Origin of the sequence: Rhizobium sp. WW22 (assembly GCF_047041135.1) — a bacterium.
In the GTDB taxonomy this organism is placed as follows: Bacteria; Pseudomonadota; Alphaproteobacteria; order Rhizobiales; family Rhizobiaceae; genus Rhizobium.
The window spans coordinates 213,978-236,939 of record NZ_CP178198.1 but is presented as its reverse complement, the minus strand read 5'-3'; the positions used below and the strand labels follow the sequence as shown (position 1 = coordinate 236,939).

The following is a 22,962-nucleotide window of genomic DNA, read 5'->3' as shown; positions in this document are numbered from 1 at the left end:
TCCGCGTGCGAGCCCTGTTAATCTTGACAGGCTTTAGCGATTCGGAACATCCATAGAACGTTCCTATATCTTCGCGTTTGCGATTCGCCGCATATCGCGCTCCGCGCCGGCCGCCGGAGGTAGTCAGGAGAGTTGATGACCGCCGCCTATCTGGAAAAGCTGAACCCGGAGCAACGGCTGGCGGTGGAACACGGCACGACTGTAGGCGACGGTCATATTGCCGGGCCTCTGCTGGTCATCGCCGGAGCCGGCTCCGGCAAGACGAATACGCTTGCGCATCGCGTCGCGCATCTGATCGTCAAAGGCGCAGACCCGCGCCGCATCCTGCTGATGACCTTTTCGCGCCGCGCCGCCGCCGAAATGGGCCGCCGCGTCGAGCGCATCTGCCGCGAGGTGCTGGGTGCGAATTCCGGCATCACCGCCGATGCACTTGCCTGGACAGGTACGTTCCACGGCATCGGCGCGCGCCTGCTGCGGGATTATGCAGAACAGATCGGCATCGACCCGGCCTTCACGATCCACGACCGCGAAGACAGTGCCGACCTGATGAATCTGGCGCGCCACGACCTCGGCTTTTCGAAGACGGAGAACCGCTTCCCGACCAAGGCGACCTGCCTTGCCATCTATTCGCGCTCCGTCAACGCCGAAGCGCCGCTCGACGGCGTGCTGCGCGACTTCTTCCCTTGGTGCGCCATGTGGGAGCAGCAGCTGCGCGATCTTTTCGCCTGTTATGTCGAGGCAAAGCAGGTGCAGAACGTGCTCGATTACGACGACCTGCTGCTCTATTGGGCGCATATGCTGCAGGAGCCTCTGATCGCCGAGGATATCGGCAGCCGCTTCGACCATGTACTCGTCGACGAATATCAGGACACCAACCGGCTGCAATCCTCCATCCTGCTCGCCCTGAAGCCGGATGGCCGGGGATTGACCGTCGTCGGCGACGACGCGCAATCGATCTATTCCTTCCGTGCCGCCACCGTACGCAACATTCTCGATTTCCCCAAGGCTTTTACGCCATCGGCCGATATTGTCACGCTCGACCGCAACTATCGCTCGACACAGCCGATCCTAGCTGCAGCTAACGCCGTGATCGATCTTGCGTCCGAGCGCTTCACCAAGAACCTGCGCACGGAGCGGCAAAGCGTAGAGCGGCCGCGGCTGGTGACCGTGCGCGACGAGGCCGATCAGGCGCGCTACATCGCCGATCAGGTGCTGGAAAATCGCGAGGGTGGCGCAAGGCTCAAGCAGCAGGCGGTGCTTTTTCGCACTTCGAGCCATAGCGGCCCGCTGGAAGTGGAGCTCACCCGCCGCAACATCCCTTTCGTCAAATTCGGCGGGCTGAAATTCCTTGACAGCGCCCATGTCAAGGACATGCTGGCGGCGCTGCGTTTCGCCCAGAATCCGCGCGACCGCGTGGCCGGCTTCCGCCTGATGCAGCTCCTGCCCGGCGTCGGCCCTGCGACAGCACAGCGCGTACTCGACCAGATCGGCGAAGATGCAAGCCCGATCACGGCACTCACAGAACTCCCGCCGCCACCGCGCACGGGAGACGATTGGACCGCCTTTGTCGAGACGATGCGGGAGGTCAAAAGCGGGAAGGCCGGCTGGCCATCGGAAATCGGCCTCGTTCGCCAATGGTACGAACCGCATCTGGAACGCGTATATGAGGATGCATCGACCCGCCAGGCGGATCTCGTCCAGCTCGAACAGATTGCCGCGGGCTACGGCTCGCGTGAGCGCTTCCTCACCGAGCTGACGCTCGATCCGCCCGACGCCACCAGCGACCAGGCGGGTGTGCCGCTACTCGATGAGGACTATCTGATCCTCTCCACTATCCATTCCGCCAAGGGCCAGGAGTGGACGAAGGTCTTCATCCTCAACGCCGTCGATGGCTGCATCCCCGCCGATCTCGCCGTCGGATCATCCGCCGAAATCGAGGAGGAACGACGGCTGCTCTATGTCGCGATGACGCGGGCTAAGGACAATCTCGATCTCGTCATTCCGCAGCGGTTCTTCGTGCACGGCCAGCATGCGCAGGGCGACAAGCATGTCTTCGCCTCGCGCACCCGCTTCATTCCGGCAACATTGCTGCAATTTTTCGAGGTCTGCGGCTGGCCGCAGGCACGGGCTGAAAGCGCTGCCGCCATTCGGGCGCGCGAGGTGCGCGTCGATGTGGGTGCGCGCATGCGGGGCATGTGGCGGTGAGTTGGGGTTATTGAGGCGGCAGGTCAGGCATGTTTATTGGTGCCGCATCATCGTGCGTGGCCCCTCAACCTAGCCCTCTCCCCGCGAGCGGGGAGAGGGGACGACCTCACAAGGCAGCAGGCCTCCTCTTGAACGGAACTTGTTTGGGGCACAATTCCCCCTCTCCCCGCGAGCGGGGAGAGGGTTGGGGTGAGGGGCAATCCGAGCTTTCAATTCACTCGATCGCCGCGCGTTATACCCGCTTCGCCTCGCGAAACATCTCGATGATCGCCGAAAAATCGCGGCCGCCGTTGCCGAGCTTTTCGAAGAGCGCGTAAAGCTGCGCGGCTTCAGCACCCAGAGGCGTCGACGCGCCGCTGGAGAGCGCCGCTTCCTGTGACAGGCGCAGATCCTTCAGCATCAAGGCGGCGGCAAAACCGGGCTTGTAGTCGTTGTTGGCGGGCGACGTCGGCACAGGGCCGGGCACCGGGCAATAGGTATTGATCGACCAGCATTGGCCGGAGGAGGTCGAAGCGACGTCAAAGAGAGCCTGGTGCGAAAGGCCAAGCTTTTCGCCGAGCACGAAGGCCTCGCAGACGCCGATCATCGAGATACCGAGGATCATGTTGTTGCAGATCTTCGCGGCCTGGCCGGCGCCGGGATCGCCGCAATGGACGATCTTCTTGCCCATCACCTCGAGCAGCGGTTTGGCAGCGGCGAAGCTTTCCGCCGAGCCGCCGGCCATGAAGGTCAGCGTCCCGGCCGCGGCCCCTCCGGTGCCGCCGGACACCGGCGCGTCGAGTGAGAGGCAGCCGGCATCGCCTGCCATGGCATGCGCCTTGCGGGCGCTGTCGACGTCGATGGTCGAGCTGTCGATCAGTAAGGTTCCCTTGGGCACGGAGCGTAGCACGTCGGTCCAGACGGTCAGGACATGCTGGCCCTTCGGCAGCATGGTCACGACCACTTCTGCATCGGCCAGGGCCTCGGTCAGCACGCTGGCGGCTTTCACGCCCGCCGCCTCGGCCGCCTTCAGCACATCATGCGAGAGGTCGAATCCTGTGACGGCGTGGCCGGCCTTGACGAGATTGGCGGCCATCGGGCCTCCCATATTGCCGAGGCCGATGAATGCGATCCGCGTCATGATGTTTTCCTCCCATGATCGGTTATCTTGCGAAAAGCGGCGGCTGCGCCGGTATGAAGAAACGGTCGATGGCATCCGCCGTCACTTCGGAAAGGCTCGCCGGAGACCATTTCGGATTGCGGTCCTTGTCGATGACGGCGGCGCGCACGCCCTCGTAGAAATCGTGATTATACAATATGCCCTTACAGGCGCCGAGTTCACGATCAAGGCATTCGGCCAGATTAGCGCTCGTTCGCCCTGCCCTGAGCAGCCGCAAGGTCAGCTTCAGGCTCGTCGGCGAGCGGCTGGCGATCACGCTTGCAGCTTCTGCGGCAAACTCTCCCGGTTCTCCGGCCAAGGACTTCAGAATTTCCTCCACCGTGTCTGCCGAAAACGTCCGATCGATCACATCGCGGTTTGCCGCAAGCCGGCTTTCGCCGGCATCTACAGCCATCGTCCTTATGAGAGCGTGCACGTCTGCGGTAGAGGCCGCAGCGGGCAGCGCGGCTATCGCATCGATGAGGGCTGGCAATGCGGAAGACGCGACACAATGATCGGCAAAACCGGCGTGGATAACATCGGCTGCACCGACGGTCTGCCCGGTCAGACCCATCCAAGTGCCGGCTTCGCCCGGCGCGCGCGGCAGCAGCCAAGTGGCACCGACATCCGGGAAGTAGCCAATGCCGGTTTCGGGCATGGCAAGGCACGTGCGTTCGGTGACGACGCGATGGCTGCCGTGGGCCGAGAGGCCGACGCCGCCGCCCATGGTGATGCCGTCCATCAACACGACATAGGGTTTGGGATAGCGCGAGATGGCATGGTTGAGCAGAAACTCCTCGCGCCAGAAGGTTTCCGCTTCATCAGTGCCCTCCTTGCCGCTCCGATGCAGCACGCGGATATCACCGCCTGCGCAGAAGCCACGTCCCCCCTCGCCCAGGACGATGACGCTGGCGATCGCGGGATCTGCGGCGAAACCCTCCAGGGCCGGCGCAATGACCCGCACCATCGACAATGTCAGGCTATTCAGCGCCTTCGGGCGGTTAAGCTTGATAATGCCGGCCGATCCGCGCCGCTCAATGATGACTTCGTCCGCGCTATCCATGCAAATCTCCTATCCCTGCTGTCATCCATGAATAGGGCTTCATCTGTTGTCGGCAAGGATCATTTCGGCTGCCTTCTCGGCGATCATGATGGTTGGCGAATTGGTGTTTCCCGAGGTGATCGATGGCATGACGGAAGCATCTGCGATGCGCAGCCCTGTCAGCGCCCGCAGTCGCAGGCGGGGATCGACGACGCTTTGCGCGTCACCGCCCATGCGGCACGTGCCGACCGGATGGAAAATCGTCGTGCCGATATCGCCGGCGGCGCGCTCCAGATCGGCATCCGTCTCATAGGCCGGCCCCGGCTTAAATTCCTCCGGCCGGAACCGGGAAAAGGAGGGCTGGGCGACGATGCGCCGCGTCAGGCGAATGGAACGCACGGCAATTTCCCGGTCGCGTGCGGCAGAGAGATAGTTCGGACTGATGGCCGGCTGCATCGCGAAATCGGGGCTGCGCACATGCACATAGCCGCGGCTTTCAGGGCGGAGATTGCAGACACTTGCGGTGATCGCCGGAAAGGGATGAACGGGATCACCGAACCTGTCGAGCGAGACCGGCTGCACATGATATTGCAGGTCCGGCGTTTCCTTGTCCGGTCCGGAGCGGGTGAAGATGCCGAGCTGGCTCGGCGCCATCGCCATGGGGCCTGAACGGCGCACCAGATATTCGAGGCCAATCGCCGCCTTTCCGATCAGTTTCGTCGCCTTCTCGTTCAGCGTGGGCACGCCGGTCACCTTGTAGGCGAGGCGAAGCTGCAGATGATCCTGCAGGTTCTCGCCGACGGACCGAACCTCGCGCACGACGTCGATGCCGGCTTTGCTCAACAGCTCGCCATGGCCAATGCCCGAAAGTTCCAGAATATGCGGTGAGCCGATGGAGCCGGCTGAGAGTACAGTCTCCTTAGTCGCATAAGCGCGCTTCGCCACACCATCGTGCTGGAATTCGACGCCGGTCACGGCATCCCCCTCGACGATCAGCCGGCGGACGTGCGCCTTGGTATAGACGGTGAGATTGCCGCGCTTCATGGCCGGGCGCAAAAAGGCTTTCGTCGTGTTCCAGCGGATGCCGGAGCGCTGGTTGACGTCGAAATAGCCGGAACCTTCGTTGTTGCCGCGATTGAAATCCGCTGTCTCCGGGATGCCGGCCTCCTTGGCCGCGGCCTGGAAGGCATCGAGCACTGCCCAGCGCACGCGCGCCTTCTCGACGCGCCATTCGCCGCCGGCGCCATGCATCTCGTCCTTGCCGCGATAATGATCCTCGGACTTGATGAAGTAGGGAAGCACATCGTCCCAGCCCCAGCCGGCGCAGCCGAGCTGACGCCAGAGATCATAGTCGCGCGCCTGGCCGCGCATGTAGATCATGCCGTTGATGGAGGAGCAGCCGCCAAGCACCTTTCCGCGCGGATAGTTCAGCGACCGGCCGTTTAGGCCTGCCTCCGGCGATGTGGTGAAGCACCAGTCCGTGCGCGGGTTGTTGATGCAATAAAGGTAGCCGACCGGGATATGGATCCAGTGGTAATTATCGTTGCCGCCCGCTTCCAGCAGCAGCACCCTGTTGTTGCGGTCGGCCGAGAGCCTGTTGGCCAGCACGCATCCGGCACTGCCGGCACCGATGATGATGTAGTCGAAGCGATCCATGTTCAAACTCAGTGATCCCCTCTCCCCGCCAGCGGGGAGAGGGTTAGGGTGAGGGGCCGGAAGGTTCGGCAGAACTCGGTTTTCAAACTACCCTCGGAATAGCCCCTCATCCCCCCTCCGGGCACCTTCTCCCCGTCAAAACGGGGAGAAGGAAATCAAGCAGTCAGCGCCGATACTCAAAGCCCAGCTTCCGTCCCAGCCGCGAGGCATAGAACTCGCCGACCACACCGCGGCGGAAGAGCAGGACGCAAACCATGAAGACGATGCCGGTGATGATGGTGACGGGGAATTCCGAAGTCGCCAGATAGTTTTCCAGCGTCGCCACGAATCCCGCGCCGAAAATCGGGCCGATCAGCGTGCCGATGCCGCCGAGAAGCGTCATGAGAATGACTTCGCCGGACATCTGCCAGGCGACATCGGTGAGCGTCGCGAACTGGAAGACCAGCGCCTTGACCGCACCGGCAAGCCCCGCCAGCGCCGCCGACATGACGAATGCGCCGAGCTTGTAGTGAGCGACGGAATAGCCGAGCGAGATCGCCCGCTGCTCGTTCTCGCGGATCGACTTCAGGATCATGCCGAAGGGCGAATTGATGAAGCGCCAGATGATCAGCACGCCGATCAGAAAAACCGCAAGGACGAAATAATACATGTTGAAAGAGTTGCTGAGATCGAGGACGCCGAAGAGATAGCCGCGCGGAACCGACTGAATGCCGTCCTCGCCATGGGTAAATGCCGCCTGCAGGCAGAAGAAATAGAACATGTAGGACAGCGCCAGCGTGATCATCGCGAAATAGATGCCCTGCCGGCGGATCGCGACGAAGCCCATGATGAGACCGAGGAGCGAGGCACCTGCGACGCCGATCAGGATGCCGAGCTCGGGCGGGAGCCCCCACTCCTTCACGGCGTGAGCCGCGAAATAGGCGGCACCGCCGAAAAAAGTGGCATGACCGAAGGAGAGCAGGCCGGCATAGCCGAGCAGCAAATTGAAGGCGCAGGCGAACAGCGCGAAGCACAGCACCTTCATGACGAAGATCGGGTAGATGAAGAACGGCGCCCAGATCAATCCGACGAGGCCGACGACCAGAAGCAGCTTTTGTACGGAAAGCTTCGGACGCTCCTTGGAGTTCAAGCTGATCAACCCAGCCATATCACGCCTCCCGACCGAAGAGGCCGGCAGGCCTCAGAAGCAGCACGATCGCCATGATCACGAAGATGACGATATTCGAGGCTTCGGGATAGAAAACCTTGGTGAGGCCCTCGGCAATCCCCAGCATATAGCCTGTGACGATCGCGCCCATGATCGAGCCCATGCCGCCGACGACCACAACGGCGAAGACGATGATGATCATGTTCGATCCCATCAGCGGAGAGACCTGATAGATCGGCGCGGCCAGCACGCCGGCAAAGGCGGCAAGCGCGACGCCGAAGCCGTAGGTGAGCGTCAGAAGCACCGGCACGTTGACGCCGAAAACCTGCACAAGGGTGGAATTCTCGGTCGCGGCACGCAGATAGGCGCCGAGCTTGGTCTTTTCGATCAGCAGCCAGGTGCCGATGCAGACGATCAGCGACGCAATGACCACCCAGCGCGATAGACGGGCAGGAACATGAAGCCGATATTTTTCGCACCCGCCAGTTCCGTCGGGACGGCGTAGGGCTGACCGGAGGAACCGTAGAGATAGCGAAAGGTCCCCTCAATGGTCAGCGCCATGCCGAAGGTGAAGAGCAATCCGTAGAGCGAATCGATCCTGTAAAGCCGGCGCAGGCAGAGCCGCTCGACCAGCGCACCGAACAGGCCGACGATCAGCGGTGCCAGAACGAGGGCCGGCCAATAGCCGATGCCGGCATAGGCGAGCAGCAGATAGGCGGTGAAGGCGCCGAGCATATAGAGGGCGCCATGGGCGAAATTGATGACCCGCAGCATGCCGAAGATGATCGCGAGCCCAAGGCTCAAGAGCGCGTAGAAGGAACCGTTGATGAGCCCGATCAGCAATTGACCGAGAAGGGCCTGCGCGGGAATGCCGAATATCGTCGTCATGGCTCAGACCCCCAGGACCTTGTGGAGCATACCCATGCGTTCGGAGAGTTCGCCAACCGGAAATTCCGAGACCATCTGGCCGTGATCCATCACATAGAAGCGATCGGCGATGCGGCTCGCAAAGCGGAAATTCTGCTCGACGAGCAATATGGTCATGCCGCGACCTTTGAGCTTCTGCAGGACTTCGCCGATACGCTGGACGATGACGGGCGCAAGGCCCTCGGTGGGTTCGTCGAGCAGCAGCATACGGACGCCAGTGCGCAGGATGCGAGCCATGGCGAGCATCTGCTGCTCGCCGCCCGAAAGCCTGGTGCCGACGCTGTTGCGCCGCTCATGCAGATTGGGAAACAGCTCGAAGATCTCGTCGAGCGTCATGCCGCCCGCTGCGACGACTGGCGGCAGTATCAGGTTTTCATAGACGCTGAGCGTCGAGAAGATGCCGCGCTCCTCCGGCACGAAGCCGATGCCCTGATGCGCCGTCTTGTGCAGCGGCACCTGCATCATGTCCTTGCCGGCGAATGTAATTCTGCCCTTGCGGGCGCGGACGATGCCGACGATCGTGCGCAGCGTCGTCGTCTTGCCGACGCCGTTGCGGCCGAGGATGGTGATGGTCTCCCCCTCGCCTACACGCATATCGACACCGTGCAGAATATGGCTTTCGCCATACCAGGCATTGAGACCCTGAACGTCGAGAAGCGTCGCCATCGTCAAGCCTCCTCCGTGCCCATATAGGCTTCGCGGACGCGCGGATCGCGGCTGACTGTCGCGTAATCGCCCTGGGCCAGGATCTCGCCGCGCTGCAGCACCGTGACATGATGGCAGATATCGGCAACGACCGAGAGATTGTGCTCCACCATGAGCACGGCCCTGTCGCGCGCGACATCGCGGATGATCGCGGAGACCGTGTTTACGTCCTCCAGCCCCATGCCGGCCATCGGCTCATCGAGCAGCAGCACCTTCGGATCGAGCGCAAGCGTGGTGGCAATCTCCAGCACGCGCTTGCGACCATAGGAAAGATCTGCGGCGACGGCATTGCGCTCTTTCGAAAGGCCGACGGAGGCAATGAGCTGTTCGGCGCGGGCATTGAGGCTGTCGAGGGCCGATAGCGGCCGCCAGAACTGGTGGGCGAGATTGCTTGGCCGCTGTAAGGCGACCCGCACATTGTCCAGCACCGTCAGATGCGGGAAAACGGCGGAAATCTGGAAGGAGCGCACCAGGCCCATGCGCGCGACCTTGTCAGGTCTCGTCTTGGTAATATCGGTGCCGAGCAGTGTGATGGTCCCATGCGTCGGCTGCAGGAACTTGGTGAGCAGGTTGAACACCGTCGTCTTGCCGGCGCCATTCGGGCCGATCAGCGCGTGGACCTGGGCATGATGTACGTCGAGATCGACATTCTTGACGGCGGTGAAGCCGCCGAAATCGCGGCGCAGTCCCCGGGCGGACAAAACCACCCGGGGCTCTTCATGCGGATATGTCGCGGACATCGCCATGAGCTGGTCCAGGCCCTATTGCTTGACGAGGTCGCAGCCGCTCTTGGCGGGATCGATATAGGCTTCCTTGCCAGGGATCGTCGCCAACACGTTGAAGTAATCCCACGGCTCCTTGCTGTCAGCGGGCTTCTTCACCTGAAGCAGATACATGTCGTGGATCATTCGGCCGTTGGCGCCGACCGTGCCGCCGCGGCCGAAGAAATCATCAACAGGCATCTCATGCAGCTGCTTGGCAACGGCGTCGGTATCGTCAGTGCCGGCCTTCTGCACGGCCTTCAGATACTGCATCACGGCGGAATAAGTGCCGGCATGGATCATGTTCGGCATTTTGCCGGTGCGGGCAAAGAAGCGCTTACCGAACTCGCGGCTCTTGTCGTCGAGGTTCCAGTAATAGCCTTCCGTCAGCGTCAGGCCCTGCGCTGCCTGCAGGCCGAGGCCGTGCACTTCGGCGAGCGTGAAGAGCAATGCCGCCAGGTGCTGGCCACCCTGGGTGATGCCGAATTCGGAGGCCTGCTTGATGGCGTTGGAGGTATCGAGGCCGGCATTGGCCAGACCGATGACCTTGGCGCCAGACGACTGGGCCTGCAGCAGGAAGGATGAGAAATCATTCGTTGACAGTGGATGACGGACGGAGCCAAGCACCTTGCCGCCGCTGGCCTTGACGAAATCGCTGGTTTGCTGCTCGAGCGAATAGCCAAAGGCATAGTCCGCAGTCAGGAAGAACCAGGTGTCGCCGCCCTGCTTGACGAGCGCGCCGCCGGTGCCGACGGCGAGAGCATGCGTGTCATAGGCCCAATGGAAGCCATAGGGCGAGCATTGCTTGCCGGTGAGATCGGTCGTGGCAGCGCCAGTGACGATGTCGATCTTCTTCTTTTCCTTGCCGACCGCCTGAACGGCGAGCGCGACCGAGGAGGTCGTCAGTTCCATGATGGCATCGACCTTGTCCTGGTCGTACCATTGCCGGGCGATGTTGGAGGCGATATCAGGCTTGTTCTGGTGGTCGGCATCGACGATTTCGATCGGCACGCCGAGAACCTTGCCGCCGAAATCCTCGGCGGCCATCTTGGCGGCCGCTACCGATGATTTCCCGCCAAAATCCGCATAGACGCCGGATTGGTCGTTGAGGATGCCGATCTTGACGACACCATCGGACGGGCCGGCGGCGAACGCCGCAGTGCTGGCTGCAAGCAGAAATGCAAGGGACGCAATAAGACTCTTTCGCATATCCTCTCCTCCCAGAGATTTGGCAAAAATGAATCTGTTCAAAATTGGCTAGCCGCTTTCCTCAAAACGGCTTTTCCCGACCGCCAAGATCACGGAATTCGCGCGTTGACGCAAGTCGCGATTGCAATTAATTCCAAACAAGGTCTGTTCATTTTTGAACAGAGGAGGATGCATGAAGCGTACGCCGCACTTTACCTGGGACGATTTGCAATTTTTCCTCGCCGTTGCGCGAACAGGGCAGCTTTCTACCGCGGCGCGACAATTGCGCAGCAGCCATGCCACGGTCTCGCGGCGCATCGACCGGCTGGAATTCGCCTTGAAAGTCAAGCTCTTCGAACGCAATCCACGCGGTTACATGCTGACCAGCATGGGGCAGCGCTTCGTCGATACGGCCGAGCACATGGAGCAGGAGACGGAACGTCTTCGCGCCGATCTATCTGCGGGACCGGCAGCACAACGGGGTGTCGTGCGCATCAGTGCGCCAGAAGGGTTTTCCAACTTCTTCTTCACCGGCGTCCTGCCGGAATTCACTGCGAAGCACCCAAACATTTCACTGGAGCTGATCACCATCCAGCAGATCATGTCGCTCTCGCGCAAGGAGGCCGATATCGTCGTGGTGCTCGACCCGCCGAAGGCCGGACCCTACTTCACCGAGAAGCTTACCGACTATCATCTCCAGGTCTACGGATCGCGCGACTACCTCGCCCGCCATCCACCGATCGAAAGCCGCGATGACCTGCCTGACTTCGCCTTTATCGGCTATATCGAGGATATGATTTTTGCGCCAGGCCTGGATTATCTCGATGACGTCCATCCGCGCATCAGGCCGCAATTCCAGAGCTCAAGCATCTTTGCGCAGCTGACAGCGACGAAGAACGGCCAGGGGCTGTGCGTGCTGCCGTTCTTCATCGCCGGCAAGCACCCCGATCTGCAGGTGGTCCTGCCGCATGAGGTGGATCTCAGGCGCCACTACTGGATCACATGCCATCGCGACCTGCGCCAATCGCCGCGCGTGCGCACCGTCATCGATTTTCTCGCCGACGCCGTACGCAAGAATGCGCCGGCCTTTCTCGGTCCCTGGAGACGTCCGGAAAGCTGAGATCGTCAGTCGCGTTACAGCATGCTTGGAGCGGCGTAGACCCTGCTGACGCCGGCGGCATCAAAGCCCGCGCGTTCGGCAAGGCGGAGCTCCCAATCCAGCGACGAGCGCACGATCATTTCCAGATCGTTGTATTTCGGCGTCCATCCCAATTCGCGACGAGCAAGCGTCGCATCGGCGACGATACTGGCCATATCGCCGGCGCGCCGGGGAGCGATGTGGATGCGGAAGGCGCGGCCATAGACGCGCATGACCATGTTGAGCACGTCCAGAACCGAATAGCCCTGGCCGTAGCCGCAATTGGCAACCAGTGAGCGGCCGTCTTCGCGCAGATGCCGCAATGCCATCAGATGCGCCTCGACGAGATCGCTGACGTGGATATAGTCGCGAACGCCGGTGCCGTCATGCGTCGCATAATCGGTGCCGTAGATATCGACCTGACCGCGGCGGCCGAGGGCCGCCTCGCAGGCGACCTTGATGAGGTGGGTGGCGCCATCGGTCGATTGCCCAGCCCGTCCCTCGGGATCGGCGCCGGCCACGTTGAAATAACGCAGCGCCACATAGCGGAAGTCATAAGCAACAGCGGCATCGCGCAGCATCAGCTCGGACATCAGCTTGGATTGACCATAGGGGGATTCAGGCCGCAGCGGCGCATCTTCGCCGACCGGCCTGTCCGCCGGCTGCTGGCCATAAACAGCGGCGGTGGACGAAAAGACGAAATGACGGATGCCAGCCCTGATGGCGGCACTCATGAGGATGCGGGTCTTGCCGGTGTTGTTCTCATAATAGGCAAGTGGATCCTCGATCGACACCGGGACGACCGCCGAACCGGCAAAATGAATGATAGCCTCTATATGGTTTTCAGCGAAAATCTGATGCAGGAGCGCTTCATCGGCGATATCGCCGAGATAGAAGCGGGCAGCCGGCGGAACGGCCCAGCGAAAGCCCGTGGAGAGACGATCGAGGACAACCACGTCCTCTCCCGCGTCCAGCAATCTCCAGACCATGTGGCTGCCGATATAACCGGCCCCGCCCGTCACCAAGACAGTCATTCTTCGCGTCCCCGCCAAGTCTACCGGCTCCATATGAGGCCGCTTCCCCTGCGAAATTGATTAAAAGCGGGCGGCGTGGCGGGAAAGATTGCGGGGATGGTTAGGGTGGGCTTTCGAGGATCGATTGGATTTTATGGATTGGGTGCACGACGGCAATTTGTGTGAGCTCGGAGAGTGTTCGCCCCTCTCTGTCGCTGTCGCGGCAGAGAGGGGTATCAGGCCCAGCCAGGTCAAACGCTGCCAACCACAGCGCACATGCCGGCCCTCACAGACCCAAAATATACTGGCCCAACCGCTCCGCAGCATCCGCCACCTGCACCGGATCGCGCAGGAAGCAGGCGCGCATGAACAGCTCGCCGCCTAGCCCGAAAGCCGTCCCAGGCGCGAGGCCGACACCGGTCTTGTCGACGATGTCGATGGCGGCCTTGCGGCTGTCGGTGACGCCATCGATCTTCAGGAAGGAATAGAGCGCGCCATCCGGCTTCAGCGTCTGCACGCGATTGGTAGCAATCAGCGCGTCGCAGAGGATATCGCGCGAGCGAGTGGCCTTCTCGATATTGGAGCGGACGAAATCATCGCCCTCGTTCAAGGCCGCAACCGCGCCTCTCTGCATGAACTGCGCGACGCCCGAGGTCGAATATTGCACGAGGTTTTCGATCACCTGCCCGAGCTCTGCAGGTGCGACGATCCAGCCGACGCGCCAACCGGTCATCGACCAGTTCTTCGAGAAGGAATTGACGAAGAGGATCTTGTCGTCCGCTTCCTTGACGTCGAGGAAGCTCGGCGCGCGGCCGCCGGCATAGTAGTAGAGCGCATAGATTTCGTCGGCCATGATCCAGAGATCGTGCTTGCGCGCTAAGGCGAGAATATCGCTGAGATCCTGATGGGTCGCCGTCCAGCCCGTCGGGTTGGACGGGGTATTGATGAACAGGCCCTTTGTCTTGGGTGTAATCGCCGCTTCCAACCGATCGAGATCGAGCGACCATTTACCGTGCTCGAATTGTAAGGGTACGGCGACGGAGCGGGCGCCTGCGATCTCGAGCGCGGCAGCGATGTTCGGCCAGGCGGGGGAAAGATAAACCATCTCGTCGCCGGGAGCGGTGATGGCCTGCACGGACAGCTGAATCGCCTGCATGCCGGAGCCGACGACATAGAAGTTCTCCATCGGCAGCGAGGTGCCGAAATGCCGGCCATAATAATCGGCAAGCGCCTGGCGCAGTTCCGGAATGCCGCGCTGCCAAGTGTAGAAGGTCTCGCCGGCGTTGAGCGAGGCCATGGCGGCGCGATTGATGAAATCCGGCGTCGGCAGATCGCCCTCGCCGACCCAGAGCGGCAGCAGGCCCTCACGGCCACGGGCATAATTGACCACTTCGACGATCCCGCTTTCAGGTGCTGCAAGCGCGCGCGGGCTGAGGCTATCTAGTATCGACATGCAAAGTCTCCGGTTTCCGCCTTCATAAAGCAGAGCGGCGGACAAATCCCATGACTTTGCCTTAGTGACCAATCGATTTTGGTGATGAATAAAGCCCCAGTCCTCGCATGGACCGGGGCTTGCAAAAAGAGTCGAGCAAAGCGAGTCAGCGCTTGGCGAGAAGGTCGCGGATTTCCGTCAGCAACTGGACATCAGCCGGCGGCGGTGCCGCTTCGGCGACCTTGTCATCCTTACGCTCGACTTGCGCGCGCAGCGCGTTCACGCCCTTGACCATCAGGAAGATGATCCAGGCGAGAATGAGGAAATTGATGAGGACAGTGATGAAGCTGCCGTAGGCAAGAACCGCGCCCTGGGCACGGGCCGCAGCGAGCGTCGGTGCGTTGACACCCGAGGCGAGGCCGATGAAGTAGTTCGAAAAATCGAAGCCGCCGAAAATCGCGCCGACGATCGGCATGATGATATCGTCAACCAGCGATTTCACGATGCCGCCGAAAGCGCCGCCGATGATCACGCCGACCGCAAGGTCCATGACGTTGCCTTTAGCGATAAAGGCCTTGAATTCATTAAGCATTGAGCAGTCCCCTTCGCGTTGCCGTTGAATTCACTGATGATAATTAGCACCATCTTTTTCCTTATTTTTCAACAGCAAATCGACAGCGAGCCTTGCTCAAGCATGCATATCCCATGATAATTCCACAACCAAAACAACCTTACCGCGCATATGTTCGACTACTTGTTCGTCAGTTGCGAGCAACCAAGCCGAAGCGACGGAATGTGCTTGGGGAGTTCGAGTGAGTCGTTCGCAATCGCCGATCGCGCATCAAGTCCTGGCTGTACTCTCCGGCATTACCTTCGTGACGAGCCCGCGAACGTAGTCGGAGTCGGGCGCCTGGTCGAAGAGGATGCGATAAATGATCGGCGAAATGACGTGATCCATCAGTTCCGTCAAGGTGGGAAAGGGCTCGCCGCACGCCTCTGCCCGTGCGATGAAGACGCTCAATTGACAGCGCATATAGGTGCCGCATTTCTCCGCGTTTGCACTGTCGGCTGCCGCAAGAACGTCGCGCAGCATTTGCCGGCCAAGCCCGGAGGCCATCTCATCGGCATATTGTTCGACCCATGCCGCCAAATCTTCACGCGCGCTACCGATCCTCGCCGGCTCGCCCTCCGGCCGCAGGTGCGACGCGGCAACGTCGGCCAAAAGCGCCTGAAGGTCGCCCCAGCGGCGGTAGATCGTCGACGGCGTGACGTTGGCACGCTGCGCGATCAGGGGGATCGTTACATCGGCGCGATCCATGGTTGCCAGCATATCGCGGACGGATTGATGCACGGCCGCCTGCACTCTGGCGCTGCGCCCGCCGGGGCGGGGATTTTCTCGATAGCCCATAAGCCCTTGCCAATTTTTCCCGTTTTGCGGATCGCGAATGACTAAGGGCATCCACTAACGCAAATTATTTGCTTTTATACGCCAGGCATCCTATATCCGCCTAACGCAATCTTTTAGCTTTAGGTAGGATATAGTCGATGACCGAACTCGATTCCACCGCCAGCGCTCCGATTTCAGCCGCCAGACGCCTAGCGCCGTTCTATTATGCCGCAACCAGCGCCTTGTTTTTGGCCGCCTCATCCGCACCGACGCCCCTCTACCGCCTTTATCAGCAGGCCTTCGCCTTCTCGCCGGTATTGCTTACGGTGATCTTTGCCGTTTATGCCTTCTCCCTTCTCGCCGCACTGCTCATCGTTGGCTCGATTTCGGACCATCTCGGGCGCCGACCGGTGATCTTCACATCGATCCTCCTCAATATGGTGGCCACAGTGCTGTTTTTAATGGCTCGAGGTCCGGATTGGTTGATTGCCGCCCGCATCGTGCAGGGCTTTGCGACGGGCACTGCCATCAGTTCGATCGGCGCCGCCCTTGTCGATCTCGATCCGATCAGGGGATCGATCACCAACAGTCTTGCCCCGCTTGCCGGCATGGCGATCGGCGCGATCGGCACGAGCCTGCTGATCCAGTTCGCGCCGGCTCCGACCGTGCTTGTCTATGTCGTGACACTTGCCCTGCTGACGCTGCAAGCCGCGCTGCTATGGATGGTGCCGGAAACAACGAGCCGACGGCCCGGCGTATTCGCATCGCTGAAGCCGGAAGTCGCCGTTCCCAAGCAGGCACGCCGGACGCTGCTGGCGCTGACGCCGATCAATATTGCCGTCTGGGCGCTTGCCGGCTTCTATCTGTCGCTGGTGCCTTCGCTGGTCAGCGCGACGACCGGCAGCACAGCGCCACTGGTCGGCGGCTCCGTGGTCGCAGCCTTGACGATCAGCGGCGCTGCCGCCGTCTTCCTGCTGCGCCGGAGATCCGCCACCATGATCATGAAGTTCGGCATACCGACCATGAGCCTCGGCATACTGACCATCATCGCCGGCATGCATGCGGCTGAGGTGTCGATCCTCGCGCTCGGAACTCTGATTGCCGGCTCGGGCTTCGGGGCAGCTTTTCTCGGCACGGTCAGAAGCATCATGCCGCTGGCCAAGCCCGACGAACGCGCCGGGCTGCTTTCGGCCTTCTACATCCAGAGCTATCTCGCCTTCAGCGTCCCCGCCATCCTGGCAGGCTTCCTGTCGAAAGCGCTTGGATTTCCCGAAGCCGCCGATATCTATGCGGCGGCGATCCTTCTGCTTATCGGCTGGGGCGTCGTTGCGTTAAGGGCGGGGCAAGAGAAGCCATTACGCCATGCGTAAGCATAATCTTACGCAATCTCTCTGATCTGACGCTGAACCAATCAGTAAAAGGGCCGCTCCCGGCAAGAGCGGCCCTTTATTTGTCGCCGGCAATGGCTTGTTGCCTCAAGCCGCCTGCTTGGCACCATAAGGATCGAAGCGCCCGTAGAAAGTCTCGCCCTTCGCGGCCATGTCCTTCAGTAGCGCCGTCGGCTGGAAATGCGGGCCGTAGGCGGTGGCCAGCTTTTCGCAGAGTTCGACGAAAGCTTTGACGCCCATGCCGTCGATGTAGGACAGCGCGCCGCCGGTATAGGGCGCAAAGCCGAAGCCGAGGATGGAGCCGACATCGGCCTCGCGCGGATCGGTGACGATGCCTTCTTCAATGGTGCGGGCAGCTTCCAGTGCGATGGTCACGAGGAAGCGCTGCTTCAACACGTTGACATCAACTTTGTCGGCCTTCTTTTGCGGATAGAGATCCTTGAGACCCGGCCATAGCGACTTCTTCGCCGGCTTCGGCGGATAGTCGTAAAACCCCTTGGAGTTCTTTCGGCCCAGACGCCCCTCGCGCTCCACCAGGCCGGCGACGAGCTGCATGTGACGCGGGTCGACCGCCTTCTCGCCGAGATCGGCGACAGTCGCCTTCAGGATCTTGTAGGAGAGATCGATGGCGACTTCATCGTTGAGCGCCAAAGGCCCGACGGGCATGCCGGCCATCTTGGCGGCATTCTCGATCATGGCAGCGGGTACGCCCTCAATCAGCATGTCATAGGCTTCATGGATGTAGCGGAAGACGCAGCGATTGACGAAGAAGCCGCGCGTGTCGTTGACGACGATCGGCGTCTTTTTTATCGCCGCGACGTAGTCGAGCGCGACGGCAATGGCACGGTCGCCCGTTTCCTTGCCGAGGATGACTTCGGTCAGCATCATCTTCTCGACAGGCGAGAAGAAGTGGACGCCGATGAAATCGGCCGGGCGCTTGGAATTCTTGGCAAGGCCCGTGATCGGCAGCGTCGAGGTGTTGGAGGCGAAGACGGCGCCGGCCGGTAGCACGGCTTCGACGGCCTCGATGACGGCCTTCTTGACTTCGCGATCCTCGAACACCGCCTCGATGACGAGATCGGCATCCTTCAGGTCGGCGTAATCGGCCGAAGGTGTGATGCGGGATAGAAGGGCCGCGCCCTCATCCTGCGTCATCCTTCCCTTACCGATCGAGTCCTTGACCAGCCCTTCGCCGACGCCCTTGCCCTTGGTTGCAGCCTCGATGTCGCGGTCGATGAGGGTGACGGGAATGCCCGCGGCGGCCGTGACATAGGCGATGGACGCACCCATGAAGCCGGCGCCGACGACACCGACCTTCTTCAGCTCTGTCTTCGGCTGGCCTGCCGGGCGGCGGGCGCCCTTGCCGAGTTCCTGCATGGAGATGAACAGCGAGCGGATCATCGAATAGGCTTCGGTGGTCCGCAGCACATGCGTAAAGTAGCGCTGCTCGATCTTCAGGCCGGTATCGAAGGGAACCTGCAAGCCTTCATAAACGCATTTGAGGATGGCGAGTGCTGCCGGATAATTGCCCGAGGTTTCGCGGCGCAGGATGGCGGGCGCTGCCGGCCAGAGCTGAGCTGCGGCAGGCGTCCAGATGCCGCCACCGGGTGCCTTGAAGCCCTTTTCATCCCAGGGTGCCACAGGCTTGAGGCCGTCCTTGATCATCTGCTTGGCAGCCGGGATCAGTTGATCCGGCTCGACCACCTGATGCACGAGGTTCATCGCCTTGGCGCGTGCTGCCGTCAGCGACTGGCCCGTCGTCATCATCTGCAGGGCGGATTGCGCATCCGTCAGGCGCGCGATGCGCTGGGTGCCGCCAGCGCCGGGGAAGATGCCGACCTTGACCTCCGGCAGTGCGATCTTGACGCTCTTGGCGCTCGACGCGACGCGGCCGTGGCAGGCGAGCGACAGCTCGAAAGCGCCGCCCATGCAGGTGCCGTTGATGGCCGAAACCCAGGGCTTGCCGCAGGTTTCGAGCTTACGGAAAAGACCCGTCATGCGGCCGACGAGATCGAAGAGCTTCTTCGCGGCTGCTGCCGGGTCCTTGGCCTTCTCCTCCTGATAGAAGGAAAACATCGACTTGATCATCGAGAGATCGGCGCCGCCGGAGAAGGAAGACTTGCCCGAGGTGAAGACCACGCCCTTGACGGCGGCATCGGCAACCGTTGCATCGATGATGGCGTTCAGCTCTTCGAGGATCTCGGCGGTGAAGACGTTCATGGACTTGCCGGGCATGTCCCAGGTGACAAGCGCGATGCCGTCTGCGTCGGTCTCAACGGTGAAATTTGTGTAAGCCATTGGTTTCCCCTCCTCAGACGCGTTCGATGATCGTGGCGGTGCCCATGCCGGCGCCAATGCAGAGCGTTACGAGCGCTGTGTTGAGATCGCGGCGGTCCAGCTCGTCGAGTACGGTGCCGAGGATCATCGCGCCGGTAGCCCCCAGCGGATGCCCCATGGCGATGGCTCCGCCATTGACGTTGATCTTGTCGTGCGGAATGTCGAAAGCCTGCATGTAGCGCAACACGACGGCGGCGAAGGCTTCGTTGAGTTCGAAGAGATCGATATCGGCAAGCGTCAGGCCGCTGCGCTTCAAAAGCTTTTCGGTGACGTCGACCGGGCCGGTCAGCATCAGCGCCGGGTCGGAGCCGATATTGGCGAAGGCCTTGATGCGGCCGCGCGGCTTCAAGCCCATGCTCTCACCGCCCGCCTTGGAGCCGAGCAGCACGGCGGCAGCACCATCGACGATGCCGGAGGAATTGCCGGCGTGATGCACGTAATTGATGCGTTCGACTTCCGGATGCGCCTGAATACCGACGGCCTCGAAGCCGCCCATTTCGCCCGGGAGCTGGAAGGACGGATTGAGCGAAGCGAGCGCCTGCATGTCGGTGCCGGGACGCATGTGCTCGTCGCGGTCGAGAATTGTCAGGCCGTTGATATCCTTCACCGGAATGACGGAATTTTTGAAATAGCCCTTCTCCCAGGCGTGGGCGGCACGCTTCTGGCTTTCCACGGCATAGGCATCGACGTCATCGCGCGAGAAGCCGTATTTGGTGGCAATGAGATCGGCCGACACACCCTGTGGCATGAAGTAGGCCGGGAAGTTGACCGAGGGGTCCATGAACCAGGCGCCGCCGGACATGCCCAAGCCGACACGCGACATGCTTTCGACACCGCCGGCAATGACGATATCATCAGCCCCTTGAGCGATCTTCGCCGCACCAAAATTTACGGCATCGAGGCCGGAGGCGCAGAAACGCGAAATCTGCATGCCGGGCGCCTTGGTTGAATAGCCGGCCTCGAAGGCGGCACCCCTCGGGATAACCGCACCGGCTTCCATGACCGGATCGACGCAGCCCATAATGATGTCGTCAACCGTTGCGGTATCGAGACCGTTGCGATCGCGGATCGCCTCCAGCGTCTTGGCGGCAAGGCGCACGGAGGGCACTTCATGCAGCGACCCATCCTTCTTGCCGCGCCCGCGCGGCGTGCGCACGTGGTCGTAAATGAAAACCTCGGTCATGTCTCATCTCCTCAATGCGACGTTAAAGTCGCCGATCCGCGCCAAGCGGGTCATTTTAGGGTCCACTTTCCGCGACGATCGTCATCTGCCGCAACTAATACACCCTTCTTTCGCAGTTCCGTGGCGGCCCAACGCATGTCGTACTGCCATGAATAAAATAGGGGACTGCCGTCCAGATCCTTCTCGTGATTCTCCCATATGTGTTGGGCAACGTAGAGAATTGATGCAGATCCTTTATTTGAACGGAGGGCGTCGACCACCCAATCCTGTAAATCACCTTTCGATGCCATCTTCCCCCCAAAGAATTATCATCTCAGTCCATTAAAAGGCTTCCGCCGCCAGTTCCATCATCGTATCGGCGCCGGTTTCGATGCGGGCCTTGCGCAGCGCCGTTTCCGGCATGATGCGCTCCATGTAGAACCGTGCCGTGACAAGCTTGTTCTTCAGATAATCCTCGCGCGCGCTGTCGCCGCCCGCAAGGCCTGCTTGAGCCGCCTTGGCCATCTTCGCCCACATGTAGCCGAGGACGACGAGGCCGAAGAGGTGCATGTAATCGGTCGAGCCGGCGCCGGCATTGTCGGGCTTTGCCATAGCGTTCTGCATGAACCACATGGTCGCGGCCTGCACGTCGTTCAAGCCCTTCTTCAGATGCTTGGTGAAGAAGGCCATCTGCTCGTCGTTGCGGTTTTCCTCGCAGAAATCGCCGATTTCCTTGAACAACGCCATGACGGCGCGGCCTCCGTTCAGCGCCAGCTTGCGGCCGACGAGATCAAGCGCCTGTATGCCGTTGGCACCCTCATAGATCATGGTGATGCGGGCATCGCGGACATACTGGCTCATGCCATGCTCTTCGATGTAGCCGTGGCCGCCGAAGACCTGCTGCGCCATCACGGCATGCTCGAAGCCCTTGTCGGTCAGGACACCCTTGAGGATCGGCGTCGCCAGACCTAGGATATCGTCGGCTGCCTGACGGTCCTTCTCATCCGGGGAGCGATGGGCGATATCGGACTTCAGCGCCGTCCAGAGCAGGAAGGCGCGGCCGGCCTCGTTGAAGGCGCGGATCGTCATCAGCGAGCGGCGGATATCCGGATGGACGATGATCGGGTCAGCCTTCTTGTCCGGCGCCTTCGGGCCGGAGAGCGAGCGGCCCTGAATGCGCTCGCGGGCGTAGTTGGCGGCATTCTGATAGGCGATCTCGGCGATGGAGAGACCCTGCAGGCCGACGCCGAGGCGCGCTTCGTTCATCATGACGAACATGGCATTGAGGCCCTTGTTCTCGGCGCCAATCAGGAAACCCGTGGCCTCGTCGTAATTCATGACGCAGGTGGCGTTGCCGTGGATGCCCATCTTGTGCTCGATCGCGCCGCAGGACACCGGGTTGCGCGCGCCAAGCAAACCGTCTTCCTTGACGAGGAATTTCGGCACGATAAAAAGCGAGATGCCCTTGGTTCCCTCAGGCGCACCTTCGATGCGAGCAAGGACGAGATGGACGATATTGTCCGTCATGTCGTGCTCGCCGGCCGAGATGAAGATCTTCTGGCCTGAGATCTTGTAGCTGCCATCAGCCTGAGGCACCGCCTTGGTGCGCAAGAGGCCGAGATCGGTGCCGCAATGCGGCTCGGTGAGGTTCATGGTGCCAGACCAGCTGCCCTCGACCAATTTCGGCAAGTAAGTCTGCTTCTGCGTATCGGTGCCATGGACGAGGATCGCTGCGATCGCGCCCTGGGTCAGGCCCGGATACATCATCAGCGACATGTTGGCGGCCGAGGTATACTCGCCGACGGCGCAGTGCAGCACGTAGGGAAGGCCCTGCCCGCCGAACTCCTCCGGCACGGCGAGACCCAGCCAGCCACCTTCGCGATAGGCACGATAGGCCTCCTTGAAACCCTTCGGAGTCGAGACCGTGCCATCGTCATGGCGCACGCAGCCTTCCTGATCGCCGGAATAGTTAAGCGGGAAAAGCACCTCTTCCGACAGCTTGGCCGCCTCGCCGACGATCGCCTCGATCATGTCGGGCGTGGCATCGGCATAACCGGGAAGATTGTTGTAGCGCTCCAGCCCGAGCACATCGTTCAGGACGAAGAGCGTATCGTTCACCGGGGCCTTGTAGACTGGCATTTCTCGAATTCCTCCAATTCGCCGCCGGACCTTTAGATTCCGGCCACTGTCATACTCTTACAAAATATTGACGTTTGCGTAAACGTCAAATTCGTGTCTCGCGGTGAAATTTTGGTGAAGCCGGTGAGGAAGAGCATTCCGCATATCGCCGATACGCCTCTCCCCCTCAGCAACCGGGCACCGCCTGCGTGCAAGAA

Annotated in this window: 17 protein-coding genes and 1 pseudogene; 3 read left to right on the top strand and 15 right to left on the bottom strand. The window is 61.3% G+C overall.

The window, feature by feature from the left end; genetic code table 11:
• The first annotated feature begins 135 nt into the window (after positions 1–135).
• Positions 136–2,205, top strand: coding sequence for an ATP-dependent helicase (locus ACK83U_RS01265; protein ID WP_112608087.1), 2,070 nt, complete (start codon positions 136–138; stop codon positions 2,203–2,205).
• A 232-nt stretch (positions 2,206–2,437) separates the two neighbouring features.
• Here the strand turns inward: ACK83U_RS01265 and mmsB are convergent, their stop codons facing one another.
• The 8 genes and pseudogenes from mmsB to ACK83U_RS01225 all read right to left on the bottom strand — a co-directional run bounded on the left by mmsB (position 2,438) and on the right by ACK83U_RS01225 (position 10,790).
• On the bottom strand, positions 2,438–3,325 hold the full coding sequence (gene mmsB / locus ACK83U_RS01260) for a 3-hydroxyisobutyrate dehydrogenase (protein ID WP_112608085.1): 888 nt from the start codon (positions 3,323–3,325) through the stop codon (positions 2,438–2,440).
• A gap of 22 nt (positions 3,326–3,347) precedes the next feature.
• Entirely contained in the window at positions 3,348–4,406 is a 1,059-nt protein-coding gene (locus ACK83U_RS01255) for an enoyl-CoA hydratase/isomerase family protein (protein WP_112608083.1), read from the bottom strand.
• Between the two features lie 39 nt (positions 4,407–4,445).
• The gene (locus ACK83U_RS01250) at positions 4,446–6,041 is read right to left on the bottom strand and encodes a GMC family oxidoreductase N-terminal domain-containing protein (RefSeq protein WP_112608081.1); all 1,596 of its coding nucleotides are present in this window, start codon (positions 6,039–6,041) and stop codon (positions 4,446–4,448) included.
• A 163-nt stretch (positions 6,042–6,204) separates the two neighbouring features.
• Positions 6,205–7,188: a branched-chain amino acid ABC transporter permease gene (locus ACK83U_RS01245; protein WP_112608079.1), complete on the bottom strand. Its 984-nt coding sequence runs from the start codon at positions 7,186–7,188 to the stop codon at positions 6,205–6,207.
• 1 nt (position 7,189) lies between these two features.
• A pseudogene (locus ACK83U_RS01240) lies at positions 7,190–8,076 on the bottom strand (branched-chain amino acid ABC transporter permease).
• A 3-nt stretch (positions 8,077–8,079) separates the two neighbouring features.
• Positions 8,080–8,781, bottom strand: coding sequence for an ABC transporter ATP-binding protein (locus ACK83U_RS01235; protein WP_112608075.1), 702 nt, complete (start codon positions 8,779–8,781; stop codon positions 8,080–8,082).
• Positions 8,782–8,783: 2 nt separating this feature from the next.
• Complete coding sequence (locus ACK83U_RS01230; RefSeq protein WP_112608073.1) at positions 8,784–9,566, bottom strand: ABC transporter ATP-binding protein; 783 nt, start codon at positions 9,564–9,566, stop codon at positions 8,784–8,786.
• 15 nt (positions 9,567–9,581) lie between these two features.
• Complete coding sequence (locus ACK83U_RS01225) at positions 9,582–10,790, bottom strand: ABC transporter substrate-binding protein (protein WP_112336559.1); 1,209 nt, start codon at positions 10,788–10,790, stop codon at positions 9,582–9,584.
• 172 nt (positions 10,791–10,962) lie between these two features.
• On the opposite strand from ACK83U_RS01225, the gene ACK83U_RS01220 reads away from it, so the two are divergent.
• Positions 10,963–11,889, top strand: coding sequence for a LysR family transcriptional regulator (locus ACK83U_RS01220; protein WP_112608071.1), 927 nt, complete (start codon positions 10,963–10,965; stop codon positions 11,887–11,889).
• Positions 11,890–11,903: 14 nt separating this feature from the next.
• Here ACK83U_RS01220 and galE read toward each other — a convergent pair whose 3' ends face one another.
• The 4 genes from galE to ACK83U_RS01200 all read right to left on the bottom strand — a co-directional run bounded on the left by galE (position 11,904) and on the right by ACK83U_RS01200 (position 15,760).
• Positions 11,904–12,941 carry a UDP-glucose 4-epimerase GalE gene (gene galE / locus ACK83U_RS01215; RefSeq protein WP_112608069.1) on the bottom strand — a complete coding sequence of 346 codons (1,038 nt, stop codon included), beginning with the start codon at positions 12,939–12,941 and terminating at the stop codon, positions 11,904–11,906.
• Positions 12,942–13,206: 265 nt separating this feature from the next.
• A complete protein-coding gene (locus tag ACK83U_RS01210) occupies positions 13,207–14,373 on the bottom strand; it encodes a pyridoxal phosphate-dependent aminotransferase (protein ID WP_112608067.1) in 1,167 nt (388 codons plus the stop codon).
• 145 nt (positions 14,374–14,518) lie between these two features.
• Positions 14,519–14,944 carry a large conductance mechanosensitive channel protein MscL gene (gene mscL / locus ACK83U_RS01205; protein ID WP_112608065.1) on the bottom strand — a complete coding sequence of 142 codons (426 nt, stop codon included), beginning with the start codon at positions 14,942–14,944 and terminating at the stop codon, positions 14,519–14,521.
• Positions 14,945–15,193: 249 nt separating this feature from the next.
• On the bottom strand, positions 15,194–15,760 hold the full coding sequence (locus ACK83U_RS01200; protein WP_112608063.1) for a TetR/AcrR family transcriptional regulator: 567 nt from the start codon (positions 15,758–15,760) through the stop codon (positions 15,194–15,196).
• A 137-nt stretch (positions 15,761–15,897) separates the two neighbouring features.
• Here ACK83U_RS01200 and ACK83U_RS01195 point away from each other — a divergent pair, with 137 nt between their 5' ends.
• A complete protein-coding gene (locus ACK83U_RS01195) occupies positions 15,898–17,109 on the top strand; it encodes an MFS transporter (protein ID WP_112608061.1) in 1,212 nt (403 codons plus the stop codon).
• A gap of 105 nt (positions 17,110–17,214) precedes the next feature.
• Here the strand turns inward: ACK83U_RS01195 and ACK83U_RS01190 are convergent, their stop codons facing one another.
• The 3 genes from ACK83U_RS01190 to ACK83U_RS01180 all read right to left on the bottom strand — a co-directional run bounded on the left by ACK83U_RS01190 (position 17,215) and on the right by ACK83U_RS01180 (position 22,765).
• On the bottom strand, positions 17,215–19,425 hold the full coding sequence (locus ACK83U_RS01190; RefSeq protein ID WP_112608059.1) for a 3-hydroxyacyl-CoA dehydrogenase NAD-binding domain-containing protein: 2,211 nt from the start codon (positions 19,423–19,425) through the stop codon (positions 17,215–17,217).
• A 13-nt stretch (positions 19,426–19,438) separates the two neighbouring features.
• Positions 19,439–20,647 carry an acetyl-CoA C-acetyltransferase gene (locus tag ACK83U_RS01185; RefSeq protein ID WP_112608057.1) on the bottom strand — a complete coding sequence of 403 codons (1,209 nt, stop codon included), beginning with the start codon at positions 20,645–20,647 and terminating at the stop codon, positions 19,439–19,441.
• 321 nt (positions 20,648–20,968) lie between these two features.
• Positions 20,969–22,765, bottom strand: a complete 1,797-nt coding sequence (locus tag ACK83U_RS01180) for an acyl-CoA dehydrogenase C-terminal domain-containing protein (protein ID WP_112608053.1) — start codon at positions 22,763–22,765, stop codon at positions 20,969–20,971.
• Between the last annotated feature and the right edge of the window lie 197 nt (positions 22,766–22,962).